The sequence below is a fragment of the Acinetobacter sp. NIPH 542 genome (assembly GCF_000369825.1).
Classification (GTDB): Bacteria; Pseudomonadota; Gammaproteobacteria; order Pseudomonadales; family Moraxellaceae; genus Acinetobacter; species Acinetobacter oleivorans.
The window spans coordinates 1,564,274-1,576,261 of sequence record NZ_KB850206.1 but is presented as its reverse complement, the minus strand read 5'-3'; the positions used below and the strand labels follow the sequence as shown (position 1 = coordinate 1,576,261).

Below are 11,988 nucleotides of genomic sequence, written 5' to 3'. Positions count from 1 at the left end.
TTGAGATGGAAGCTAAAAAATCATTACGCGTTTTGTTCTGCATGGGTATTAACCAAAACTTTTTTGATGCAGAACCTGCTGAAGCAAAAGCCGTTTGGGCAGCGTTTGGTGAAATGTGGAATGGCATTCATGACTTACCGGGCGTACATGTTTTTGGAAATCTTGATGATGACCAAAGCATGGTTGGCCCAAGTACGGGCTGGCCTTGGACGACTTATTTGCTTGCTGATGTTCCGGCTATTGAAACCGTACATGCCGCTTGTAACTTATTTAGAACGACGGTAGTGGGCGAAGGGCCATACAAACTTTGGAAATATTGCAAAGTTGAAGCTCGTGTTGGGCGTGAATTGATTATTCAACGTTAAGGCGATGGCAATGACTGACAAAGTGAATTTTGCAGAAATCTTAGAGCGGTTAGAACAGTTGGAAGCGCACAACGCAATTCGTAACTGCCTGAACCGCTATATGGAAATCTGTGACGAGCTTAATGCAAATACAGACCTTGACGAGCTGATGAATCTTTTTGATCAAGACTGTATTTGGGAAGGTGTTGGTGAGAAATATGCCAAATCCTTTGGCCGTTATGATTCTTGGCAGTCGATTTACGACATGTTTAAAAGCTATACCCAAAAAGAATCTCACTTTGTTATGAATGCACACTTTGTAAATTCAGAACAAATCTATGTAAATCAAAATGATGCAAATGCTTCATGGCTGATGTTGCAGACTTCAACGTTTAAAGATGGCCGTAGTCATCTGAATACAGCAAAGCTCAACGTGAAGTTTCAAAAGCAAGCAGATGGAACATGGAAAATTAAACACTTCCAAACACAGAATATTTTCAGTCGTCCCGTATCGCATTGGCACAGTGAAGCCGAATTGCCAGTACCTTCCCAGGAATGACCCAGGACATATTTAAAAGGACTATTGATATGAACAGTATTATCCCGACGCATAACATTGGCACTGATTACGATGCTTTGGTTCAAAGTGACCGTGCCCATACTTCTCTTTATAAAGATGAACGCATTTTTGACGAAGAAATGGAAAAAATCTTTTATAGCACTTGGGTGTGGGTCGCACATGCCAGCGAAATTCCGGAAGGCGGAAGCTATAAAACGATAAACATTGGTAAACAGCCTGTGGTTGTGGTGCGTGACCGTAAAAAGAAAGTCCATGTACTTTTAAACCGTTGCCGTCACCGTGCCGCAACCGTATGTGAACATAAAAAAGGAAAAACTAACAGTTTTGTATGTCCGTACCACGGTTGGAGTTATGCACTTGATGGCAGTTTACGTGGTGTGCCATCTCCGGAAAGTTACGGCGATTGTTTAGATAAGTCTGAATTACCACTGGTGAGTCTACGTGTAGAAGAATATAACGGCATGATCTTCGCTTCATTTAAAGAAGATATTCAACCGCTTGAAGAGTTCCTTGGACCTGCAAAAAAATGGATTGACCTGTTTATGAAACAAGGCGCGGGTTATCCAATTAAAGTGCTAGGTGAACACCGCTTCCGTTTCCCGGGTAACTGGAAAATCCAGCTTGAAAATACCACCGATGCCTATCACTTCCCATTGGTACACAAGTCATTCTTGAGTTCTGTAGATGAAAAAACCGAAGAACTCTTTAACTTCGAAAATCAGCCGGGGTTTGTTGAAGACTTAGGGAATGGTCACAGTGTCATGGTGATGATTCCTGAACTGGTTGATTTAGACGAAGAGCTCATGGAGCGTCCAATACAAGAACGTTTTGAAGACTTGGCTCAAGCTTTGCGCGACGAAGGTCATGAAGAATTAGAAGTACGCCGTATTGTTCGAGCAGTTGGTGGTTCTGGCTTTAACTTAAATTTATTCCCGAATATCGCATGTTCGATGGCGTTCTTCCGTGTGTTACAGCCAATTTCAGTAGCTGAAACAGAAATTCATCACTCGGTAATTACGATGGACGGTGGTCCACAAATTGCCAACCAATATCGCTTACGTTTGCATGAACATTTCCAAGGTCCATTTGGTTTTGGTACACCAGATGACTCTGAAGCTTGGGAACGCGTGCAACACGGTGCCAATGCTGGTAATGATTTATGGATCATGCTCAACCGTGGTTTACCGGGCGAAGTCAAAACTGAAGATGGCCTAAAAAGTGATGTCAGTGCTGAAACAGGTATGCGTGCAGCATATCAGCAGTGGAAAAAGATGATGAAGGCTTAAGGAGAGAGCAATGAATATGAATCTGCAATTATTAAATGAAGTCACTGCTTTCATCTGGGCTGAAGCAGATATGTTAGACCACAGCGAGTACCGTGAATGGCTTAATTTATGGAATGAAAAAGGTGTCTATATCATTCCAATTGACCCAAATCTCACTGACTACGAAAACAACTTAAATTATGCCTATGACGATAATCACATGCGTACTTTACGTGTAGAGCGTCTTGAAAATGGAGAAGCGATTTCTACAGCACCTAAAGCCAATACTGTACGTAGTGTTTCTCGTGTACGAGTTATTCAAGACCAAGATAATGAAATCGTTTTGCGTTGTGCTCAAAACTTACGTGAATTCCGTAAAGAAAACCTCAAGCATTACACCGCAGATATTACGTACCATTTGACGCGTGATGCGGCTACAGGCTTTAAGATTAACCGTAAAATCATTAACTTGGTTAACTCAACCGATACCTTAGCCGGTATTAGCTACATTCTTTAGGAGCAGTAACATGAAACAGGTTGTTCTAGTGACAGGTGCTGCTTCTGGACTTGGTAATGTGATGGCTGAATATTTTGCGAGCCAAGGCCATCAAGTGATTTTGTCAGCAAGTACGCTTGAAAAAGCCGAAAATGCCAAGGTACAAAGTCAATATGCACAAAATATGTTTCCCTTGAAATTAGATATTTCTGTCGAAGCAGATTTTCATGCTGCTGTGCAATGGATTGAAGAGAAATTTTCTAAACTTGATGTGTTGATTAACAATGCCACCGTTACAAAAGCAACGCCCGTATTAGAAATTACTGCAGCCGATTTTGATTGGGTGACCCAAGTTAACCAACGCGGCACCTTTCAAGCTTGTCAAATTATTGGTCAATATATGGCTAAAAAAGGCTATGGACGCATCATTAATATGGCTTCGTTAGCAGGACAAAATGGCGGTACTGCAACGGGTGCACACTATGCGGCAACCAAAGGTGCGATTGTGACGTTAACCAAAATTTTTGCCAAAGAATTTGCGGCAAAAGGGGTGACGGTTAATGCGGTTGCACCGGGTCCGATGGAATCTCCAATCGTTCATAGTGTGGTGTCTGACGAGAAAATGGAACAGTTCATCCAGAATATTCCGGTTAAATCCTTAGGAAGTATGCATTTTATTGCTGAAACTTGTGGGTTGCTCGCGAGTCCAAATGCGGGGTTTGTGACTGGTGCAACATGGGATATTAACGGTGGTTTATTCATGCGTTAAGCCAATTGCTTAACCATGAAAAGGGAGTTAAATCATGACTACACTTTATGATGTTGTCGTTAAAAATCGCCATGTGGAAGGTGGAAATATTGCAGTCATGGAATTTGAATCTGCAACTTCTACAACATTGCCAAAAGTTGAAGCGGGTGCGCATATTGATGTGCACTTACCAAATGGCATGGTACGCCAGTATTCACTTTGCCAAAATCCAAATGACGAAGGTAAGTTTCGCCTTGGGATTTTACGTGACCCAGAATCTCGTGGTGGCTCAGTCTCGGCTTTTGATGAAATTAAAGATGGCATGCAAATTCAGGTCAGTGAACCAAAAAATTTATTTCCACTTTTAAAAGCCAAACACAGTGTATTAATTGGCGGTGGAATTGGAATTACGCCGTTAATCACGATGGCGTATCAACTTGCACATGAAGGTGAATCATTTGAGCTTCACTACTGTGGGGCTAGTCCTGAACATTGTGCTTTTGTTGATGAAATTAAAAATGGTGAGTTAGTAAAATACACAACCTTCCATTTTAAATCTGAAGGTGCAAGCCACCGAGCATTTTTTGAGTCTGCCATTAAAAATATTGACTCGGAAAGCCATATTTACACCTGTGGTCCAGTTGGTTTCATGGATTGGGTGATTAACCTTGCCACGACTCACGATTTTCCTGAGCAGCAAATCCACAAAGAGTATTTCCAAGTCGAAACTGACACCTCGGGAGATTCATTTGAGGTGGTGGCTGAACGTAGCGGAAAAATCATTATGGTTGAAGCTGGCGAAACTATTTTGCAGGCTTTGGCTAAAGAAGGCATCGACATTGAAATGTCTTGCGAGCAAGGCGTATGCGGAACCTGCATGTGCGATGTAATTGAAGGTGAACCTGACCATCGAGATGTTTATTTTACTGATGAAGAAAAGGCCAGCAATGAGCAAATATTGGTGTGCTGTTCACGCTCTAAAACACCGAGACTAGTTTTAGATATCTAATGCTCTCGCGATTTATATGGATGTAAGAGAAGGTTTAGGAGAAAGATGATGAATGTATTACAACAAATAGATGAGTTTACGGTCGATCCACTACAGTTCCGACGAGCATTAGGAAATTTTGCAACAGGCGTTACCATTGTTACTGCACAAAATGCACAAGGTGAGAAAGTCGGTGTAACCGCAAATAGTTTTAACTCGGTGTCACTCGACCCACCACTTATTTTGTGGAGCATTGATAAAAAGTCTTCAAGTTTTTCAGTATTTGAAGACGCGACACATTTTGCAGTCAATATTTTATCGGGTACGCAAATTGAGCTATCTAATAAGTTTTCGAGACGCAATATTGATAAATTTGCCGACACCAATTTTCAACTTGGTGCAGGACGCGCACCTATTTTAGAAAATTGTTCTGCGGTGTTTGAGTGCGAACGCTATCAAGTGATTGAGGGTGGTGACCACTGGATTATTGTTGGTAAAGTGGTTCGTTTCCATGACCAAGGTCGAAGCCCGCTGGTTTACCATCAAGGCGCATATTCTTGTGTCATGCCGCATCCAAGTCTTCAAGTTAAGCAAACTGGACAGAACGGCGTAGACCAAACACATTATGGGCACTTATATAATAATGTTTGCTATTTGATGAGTCGTGCTTTTAAAGCTTATCAAACCGACTATATTCCTAAGCAAATGGCTTCAGGGTTCCGTACCAGTGAATCACGTCTTTTGCTCGTTTTAGCCAGTGGTACTGCTTCAAGTAAGGAAGATTTACCGCGTGATATTGCTATGCCAATGCAAGAAGTTGAACGGTCGGCTGAAATTCTAAAATTTGAAGGATTATTGGTTGATCATGATAATTTATATGCACTAACGGAAAAGGGTAAACAAACGGCACAGTATTTGTTTGATATTGCTGATAGCCACCAAAATGAGGTGTTTAAAAAGTATTCTGAGGAACAAAAGAATATTTTTATTACCATGCTGCGAGATTTTGCAGGAGTAGCATAAGTCCCATTAAGCTGATAAATTGAATTGATTTATCAGCTTCTTTACATCTAGCTGACTATCATCAAAACAATTCCAAGGATAAGGAATTTTTGGCACACAATTTGTTTATTAATAAAACAAGATTGCAAATAAGCCAAGACAGTGCACCACCACAAACGCAAAATCTTGAACGGTGGCACATGTATAGAGAGGTAAGGGATGAACCAATATGTAAGCGATGCATTACTCACATGGACGCACCATATTAAAAGTGTGTGCGGCAATTTTGAAACCGATTTTGACGGAACCCGTAATTTATTCATTGGTGAAGTTCAGTGCTTTTTATTGGGTGATACCGAAATAGCTTTTATCAAAAACAATGCCAATAAGATTGTCCGGAAAGCCGATGAAATTGATCGAGTGAATAATCGCTTTTGTTTTTTGATTTTGCAGTATTCGGGAAAAATGCTGCTCGAGTATAAAAATGAAACTCTTAGCCTAAATGAAGGAGATATTGTGTTGGTCGACCCAGTCGAAACCATTTCAATGTATCCGCAAGGTTTAGTAAGTCAGATTTCAGTCCATCTGTCGCGTGAAAAATTACTGAAAGAAAATATTAGTACCGAATATTTTGGAAAACTGATTACGCAAAATATGAGTGGTTTTTTACTCAAGAATATTTTGAAAAATATGTCTGCTGAAAACATCAAACTTTGGTACGCAACTGAAGATGGTAATGCTTTTGAAGATGCATTGATTGCCTTAATCAAACCGACAATTAATTATAAAAATATTAATAGCTCAAATAACCTCATGGAAAAAGCTGAGCGTTATATTATAGAAAACTTAGCAAAACCCGATTTAACACCTAAATTAATTGCAGAGCATATTGGGGTATCTCTACGTCATCTTTACCGTCTATTTCTTCAAGAAAAATTATCGATTAACAAATATATACAGCTCAAACGCCTAGAAAAAGTCAAAGCAGATTTGCTTGATAAAAGAAATAAACAAAGCTCAATTACCCAAATTGCCTTGAAATGGGGTTTTTGGGATGGGGCGCATTTCTCAAAGATCTTTAAAAAGACTTATGGTATTTCTCCTAAAGAATTTAGAGAGGGTATCTCGGTTTAAAACTTTCATCTCTCAATGTCATTTTTAGACAAGTTCGACGTCATTCTTGAACAAGCTAGCCCTATGTAACTGTGTTGAAATTAAATTCATTAGAGCAGGCTAGATAAGCTTAATAATCATAAAACTATTAAGTTAATCTAATTAATTTCACTCACAGGAAAGTGCATTTTAACTGTCTGATTCAGATAGTTCAGGGATAGACCAAAAGGATGAAACCAATGCGTAAACAACGATTATTGAATGACATACAAAAAATACTGGCACTTAACTTATCAATCGCTGCAAGCTTTTGGGGACTCAATACTCAAGCGTTTGCGCATGGTGGCAAGGCCGAAATGGTCTCACTTTATCAAAACATGAGTGAGCAAGGCGCTAAAGTTGTCAAAGATGATTTTACCAATACTTATATGATCACCAAAGGTTCTATGGTGGTTCGAGCTAAACCCAATTCAGATCAGGTTTTGGTGAACGGCAAACCTTTCAAGCTCAGCGTGCCTTTACTAATCAAAGATGGTAAGCCTGTTATTGGAAAAGACTTTTTTAATGAAGTATTCCAGTCTGGTTTAGATCAAACTTTTAAAATTGAAAATACGTTTCACCCGCTCAATAGCCTAAACTCTGACGAAATTAAAAAGACCTTTGATGTGATTAATCGCTCGAAATACGCCTATAAAAATATGCGTTTTGCCGAGTTAAAGCTTAAAGAACCTGAAAAAGCCAAAGTCTGGGATTACTTTATTAATCACAAAGAATTTAAAGAAGATCGTATTGCCTCATTTATTTTATTAAAGGGGAGTCAAGCGATTGAAGGTGAAGTTAACCTTAACACTCAACAAGTCACCAAATGGAATGTACTTAAAGACACTCATGGAATGGTGTTGCTCGATAATTTTGAAGCCGTACAGCGTGTAATTGAAACGAGTAAAGAATATCAGGAAGCTTTACGGAAACGCGGCATTACCGATGTGAAGAAAGTGATTGCTACACCGCTGACGGTTGGATATTTTGGCGGTAAAGATGGTCTGGACAAACAACTCAATATATTAAAAGTCGTCGCTTACCTCGATGTAGGCGATGGTAATTATTGGGCGCATCCAATTGAAAATTTAGTTGCTGTAGTGGATTTAGATAAAGAAAAAATTATCAAGATTGAAGAAGGCACAATCATTCCTGTACCGATGGCAAATCGACCTTATATGTCGAATAAGCCCGTAGCAAGTAAGCTAAAACCACTCAATATTACTGAACCTGAGGGTAAGAACTTTAGCATTACTGGCCAAACCATACATTGGGGGAATTGGTGTTTGCATGTGGCCTTAGATTCTCGTGTTGGCTTACAGCTTTCAACGGTGACCTATAAAGATAAAGGCGTTAAGCGTAAAGTTATGTATGAAGGGAACTTGGGTGGAATGGTAGTTCCATATGGTGACCCTGATATTGGATGGTACTTCAAATCCTATTTAGACTCTGGCGAATATGGTATGGGAACACTTACCTCATCTATTCTTCCTGGAACAGATGCACCTGACAACGCTGTTTTACTTGATGCCGTGATTGCAGACTATAAAGGCCAGCCACAAGTGATTCCAAATGCCATTGCTGTATTTGAACGTTATGCTGGGCCTGAATATAAACATCACGAAATTTTTGGTAACCAAGATGCGAGTGAAGCCCGCCGTGAACTTGTCATTCGCTGGATTAGTACGGTTGGAAACTACGATTACATGTTTGACTGGGTATTTGCCCAAAATGGTGTAATTGGGATTAATGCGGGTGCAACAGGTATTGAAGCTGTTAAAGGCGTTAAATCACGCACCATGCATGACAGTACTGCCAAAGAAGACACCAAATATGGAACTTTAATTGATCATAATATTGTGGGTACAACGCATCAGCACATCTATAATTTCCGCTTAGACATGGATGTCGATGGTGAAAACAACAGCTTTATGCATATGGACCCTGTAGTGAAAGCCAACGACAAAGGCGGTGTTCGTACAAGTTCAATGCAAATTGACAGTAAAGTCATTACGAATGAGCAAAATGCAGCTGAAAAATTTGATCCATCCACCATTCGTTTACTCACGAATTTCAATAAGGAAAATAAATTAGGTAATCCGGTTTCTTACCAACTCATTCCGTTTGCAGGTGGAACACACCCTGTGGCAAAAGGAGCCAATTTCTCTAAAGATGAATGGTTATTTAAACGTTTGAACTTTATGGATAAGCAAATTTGGGTGACTCAGTACAACCCAGACGAACGCTATCCAGAAGGGAAATATTCAAACCGTTCAACTCATGACACAGGGTTAGGACAATTCATTGGCAACAATGAAAATATTGAAAATAAAGACCTTGTAGTGTGGATGACAACAGGAACAACCCATGTGGCACGTGCTGAAGAGTGGCCAATCATGCCAACAGAATGGGTGAATACACTCATCAAACCTTGGAACTTCTTTGACAGTACCCCGACTTTAAACTTGGGTGAAGAAGAGCAAAACACACAGCACGACCATCACTAAATGGGTGCATGATCTAGAGTGGGTAACGAATCGGTTACCCACACTTGAGCACGGTTAGGCAGTTCGCAAAAAAGGAATTTCTCAATGAAAAATTTATTTTCTCAGGTTGTGAGAGGGACTCTCTTTGTCTCATTTTTTTCAACTGTGCATGCTGGTGAGCTTGAAATTAAGCCAACTTTTGAAGCAACTTTTGGGGCTTTTAGTAGCGGTAAAAGCTATAACGGCGAAAACCTAGATGATGAAAGAGTCAATTGGCAAGAAGGTCATCTTAAATATGGTGCTAAAGGGCAATATACCTTTAAAAACAATCAGCTCTATGCAAGCTTGAGCGGTATTAGCTCGGCAACATTTGGTGATGGCGACGCTGGCCAAAATAGTAATGGCAAAGAACGTAAAACGGATGTGAATGAATGGATCATTGGTTTTAAAGACGGTACCAATAAAGATGAGTTGACCACCTATGATTTAAGTATTGGTCGGCAAAATATCATGATTGGTGACGGGTTCTTCATTGCAGGTGATGCATTAAATCTCGGTAAAGCGCCTGCGGATGGTACATTAGACCGTGGCGGGGCATATTATCTGGCAGCTCGTCGAAGCTTTGATTTTACAAGTTTGCTTCAATACAAACCGCAAGAGAACACAACCTTAAAACTGGCTTATTTAAAGTCCGACAATAAAGCACAATTTTCACCTGAACTCTTTGTGACTGATCTGATGTATCAGCTTAAAGATAAGGGCGTTGGGTTCACCTATTTAAATGTATTAGACCTTGATGATGCTGAACACGTTTCAGGGCGCAAAGATCTTAAAAACTATGCTTTACGTTTGAATTATCAACCTTTACCAGAATTACAGCTCAAAACTGAGTTTGTGGTGCAAGATAAAAAAGATGGCAAAGAAAATGCTGGCTATTTAGCGCTGAACTATAACTTTTTATCTTCAAAATATACGCCCTCATTAGGCTATCGTTTTAGCCATTTTTCAGACCAATACGACCCTATGTTTTATGGAAATACGGTCGGCTTTGGCACATGGTTTCAAGGTGAAGTTGCCGGAAATTATGCTGGGCCATTCAATAAAAATGCAGATATTCATCAAGTTTCTTACATGATGAACTTGCAAGAAAATTTTATGTTGGGTGCTTTGGCCTATAAGTTTAAAACAGTAAATAAGTCTTTAAGCAATGTGGATGGACATGAGCTGGATGTCTTTTCAGTCTGGTCAGTCAATAAAAAACTCAATGTTATTCCTTTAGTGGGACTCTATAAACCGAAACACGATATCCATAGTGGTGGTACACAAAACTACGATGACAAAACCAATGTCTATGCGCAGTTAATTTTGCAATACATCTATTAATAGATCCTTTTAAATGAATTGAGAGAAATAAAAATGAGTGAAGTTCAGATTTTACAAAACGTGCAGCAATTTATGGCACGTCAACATGGACATTTTATTGATGGAAAGTTAGTTGCTGCTGAGCTTTTGGATAAAGTGGATATTGTGAATCCATCGACTGAACAAGTTGTTGCTCAAATTAGTATTGGTAGTCAACAAGATGTAGATAGTGCGGTGAAAAGTGCTGAACATGCTTTTCAAAATGCTTGGGCTGAAACTACGCCGTATGAGCGTGGCATTAAACTGAACAAGCTAGCAGATTTAATTGAGCAACATAGTGAAGAACTTGCACAGCTCGAATCGTTGTCTACTGGAAAACTTATCAATATTTCCCGTCATCTTGAGGTCGTACAATCCGTTATTTTCTTGAGATATTTTGCTGGTTGGGCAACCAAAATTAATGGTCAAACCATGCAGCCCTCTATTCCGTCTATGCAAGGTGAAAAATATACGGCCTTTACTTTAAGACAACCGATTGGTGTGGTTGCAGGGATTGTGCCTTGGAATTTTTCACTAATGATTGGTGTTTGGAAAATTGGCTCAGCTTTAACAACTGGCTGTACCATTGTGCTTAAGCCAAGTGAGTTTGCCAGTTTGTCTTTATTACGGTTAGCCGAACTTGCCATTGAGGCCGGTATTCCAGCTGGTGTGATTAATGTGGTTACAGGTAAAGGCGATACAGGACAATATTTAATTGAATCACCACTCGTTAAGAAAGTCTCTTTTACAGGTTCAGTGCCCACAGGTATTGCGATTGGTAAACTTGCGATGAGCAGTGATTTAACTCGGGTAAGTCTAGAGCTGGGCGGTAAAAATGCAATAGCCGTTTTGGCCGATGCAAATATTGATGAGATTTTACCAACTTTGTTGCAAGCAACTTTTGTACATCAAGGCCAAGTTTGCGCATCGCCAGAGCGGTTTTTTGTACACCATACAAAATATGATGAACTTGTCGAGAAACTCTCTAAAGCACTCTCTAGTTTTAAAATTGGATCGGCTATGGACGAGGGAAGTATGTTTGGTCCACTCTCTAATCAGCCACACTTTCATAAAGTGAAACATTATTTAGATATGGCTAAAGCTAACAACCAGATTATTGCAGGGGGGGAGGCTCTAGATCAGACAGGATATTTTGTACAACCGACTTTAATTTCCTTTAAAAATACGGATGATCCTTTATTTTCAGAGGAAACTTTTGGTCCAGTGGTTGGGGTAATGCCATTCGAAACTGATGAAGAACTCGTTCAACTGATGAATCAGTCGCGCTTTGGTTTAACCGCAAGTATCTGGACAAATGACTTATCTAAAGCTTTACGTTTAATTCCTAAGATTGAAGTAGGCACCTTGTGGGTCAATATGCATACGTTCTTAGATCCATCAGTTCCATTTGGCGGGGTAAAAGCTTCAGGAATTGGCAGAGAGTTTTCAGATGCATTTATTGAAGATTACACCGAATTAAAATCGGTCATGATTCGGTACTAAGTTTTAAGATTCTGCGAGATATA

General features: G+C 39.8%; 11 protein-coding genes. All 11 read left to right on the top strand.

Annotated features, from left to right (window positions below; genetic code table 11):
- Positions 1-5 precede the first annotated feature (5 nt).
- The 11 genes from F886_RS12835 to F886_RS12785 all read left to right on the top strand — a co-directional run bounded on the left by F886_RS12835 (position 6) and on the right by F886_RS12785 (position 11,965).
- Complete coding sequence (locus F886_RS12835) at positions 6-365, top strand: hypothetical protein (protein WP_005305989.1); 360 nt, start codon at positions 6-8, stop codon at positions 363-365.
- Between the two features lie 4 nt (positions 366-369).
- Positions 370-903, top strand: coding sequence for a nuclear transport factor 2 family protein (locus F886_RS12830; protein WP_081402176.1), 534 nt, complete (start codon positions 370-372; stop codon positions 901-903).
- Between the two features lie 29 nt (positions 904-932).
- Positions 933-2,210: an aromatic ring-hydroxylating oxygenase subunit alpha gene (locus tag F886_RS12825; RefSeq protein WP_005305983.1), complete on the top strand. Its 1,278-nt coding sequence runs from the start codon at positions 933-935 to the stop codon at positions 2,208-2,210.
- A gap of 10 nt (positions 2,211-2,220) precedes the next feature.
- The gene (locus tag F886_RS12820) at positions 2,221-2,706 is read left to right on the top strand and encodes an aromatic-ring-hydroxylating dioxygenase subunit beta (protein WP_004792056.1); all 486 of its coding nucleotides are present in this window, start codon (positions 2,221-2,223) and stop codon (positions 2,704-2,706) included.
- A gap of 10 nt (positions 2,707-2,716) precedes the next feature.
- Entirely contained in the window at positions 2,717-3,454 is a 738-nt protein-coding gene (locus tag F886_RS12815) for an SDR family NAD(P)-dependent oxidoreductase (protein WP_005305980.1), read from the top strand.
- 34 nt (positions 3,455-3,488) lie between these two features.
- Positions 3,489-4,442 (top strand): PDR/VanB family oxidoreductase, encoded by a 954-nt coding sequence (locus F886_RS12810; protein ID WP_005305977.1) that lies wholly within the window; start codon positions 3,489-3,491, stop codon positions 4,440-4,442.
- A gap of 45 nt (positions 4,443-4,487) precedes the next feature.
- Positions 4,488-5,444 carry a p-hydroxyphenylacetate 3-hydroxylase reductase component gene (locus F886_RS12805; protein WP_081402175.1) on the top strand — a complete coding sequence of 319 codons (957 nt, stop codon included), beginning with the start codon at positions 4,488-4,490 and terminating at the stop codon, positions 5,442-5,444.
- Between the two features lie 198 nt (positions 5,445-5,642).
- Positions 5,643-6,557: a transcriptional regulator FeaR gene (gene feaR, locus F886_RS12800; RefSeq protein ID WP_005305971.1), complete on the top strand. Its 915-nt coding sequence runs from the start codon at positions 5,643-5,645 to the stop codon at positions 6,555-6,557.
- A gap of 209 nt (positions 6,558-6,766) precedes the next feature.
- The gene (tynA, locus tag F886_RS12795) at positions 6,767-9,082 is read left to right on the top strand and encodes a primary-amine oxidase (RefSeq protein WP_081402174.1); all 2,316 of its coding nucleotides are present in this window, start codon (positions 6,767-6,769) and stop codon (positions 9,080-9,082) included.
- 144 nt (positions 9,083-9,226) lie between these two features.
- On the top strand, positions 9,227-10,444 hold the full coding sequence (locus F886_RS12790; RefSeq protein ID WP_081402264.1) for a hypothetical protein: 1,218 nt from the start codon (positions 9,227-9,229) through the stop codon (positions 10,442-10,444).
- A 33-nt stretch (positions 10,445-10,477) separates the two neighbouring features.
- Positions 10,478-11,965: an NAD-dependent phenylacetaldehyde dehydrogenase gene (locus F886_RS12785; RefSeq protein ID WP_005305962.1), complete on the top strand. Its 1,488-nt coding sequence runs from the start codon at positions 10,478-10,480 to the stop codon at positions 11,963-11,965.
- Positions 11,966-11,988: the final 23 nt, after the last annotated feature.

Coding starts and splice junctions, on each gene's coding strand:
- F886_RS12805 (WP_081402175.1), top strand. CDS start 4,488: ATGATGAATGTATTACAACAAATAGATGAGTTTACGGTCGATCCACTA.
- F886_RS12835 (WP_005305989.1), top strand. CDS start 6: ATGGAAGCTAAAAAATCATTACGCGTTTTGTTCTGCATGGGTATTAAC.
- F886_RS12830 (WP_081402176.1), top strand. CDS start 370: ATGGCAATGACTGACAAAGTGAATTTTGCAGAAATCTTAGAGCGGTTA.
- F886_RS12815 (WP_005305980.1), top strand. CDS start 2,717: ATGAAACAGGTTGTTCTAGTGACAGGTGCTGCTTCTGGACTTGGTAAT.
- F886_RS12820 (WP_004792056.1), top strand. CDS start 2,221: ATGAATATGAATCTGCAATTATTAAATGAAGTCACTGCTTTCATCTGG.
- F886_RS12810 (WP_005305977.1), top strand. CDS start 3,489: ATGACTACACTTTATGATGTTGTCGTTAAAAATCGCCATGTGGAAGGT.
- F886_RS12785 (WP_005305962.1), top strand. CDS start 10,478: ATGAGTGAAGTTCAGATTTTACAAAACGTGCAGCAATTTATGGCACGT.
- feaR (WP_005305971.1), top strand. CDS start 5,643: ATGAACCAATATGTAAGCGATGCATTACTCACATGGACGCACCATATT.
- tynA (WP_081402174.1), top strand. CDS start 6,767: ATGAAACCAATGCGTAAACAACGATTATTGAATGACATACAAAAAATA.
- F886_RS12825 (WP_005305983.1), top strand. CDS start 933: ATGAACAGTATTATCCCGACGCATAACATTGGCACTGATTACGATGCT.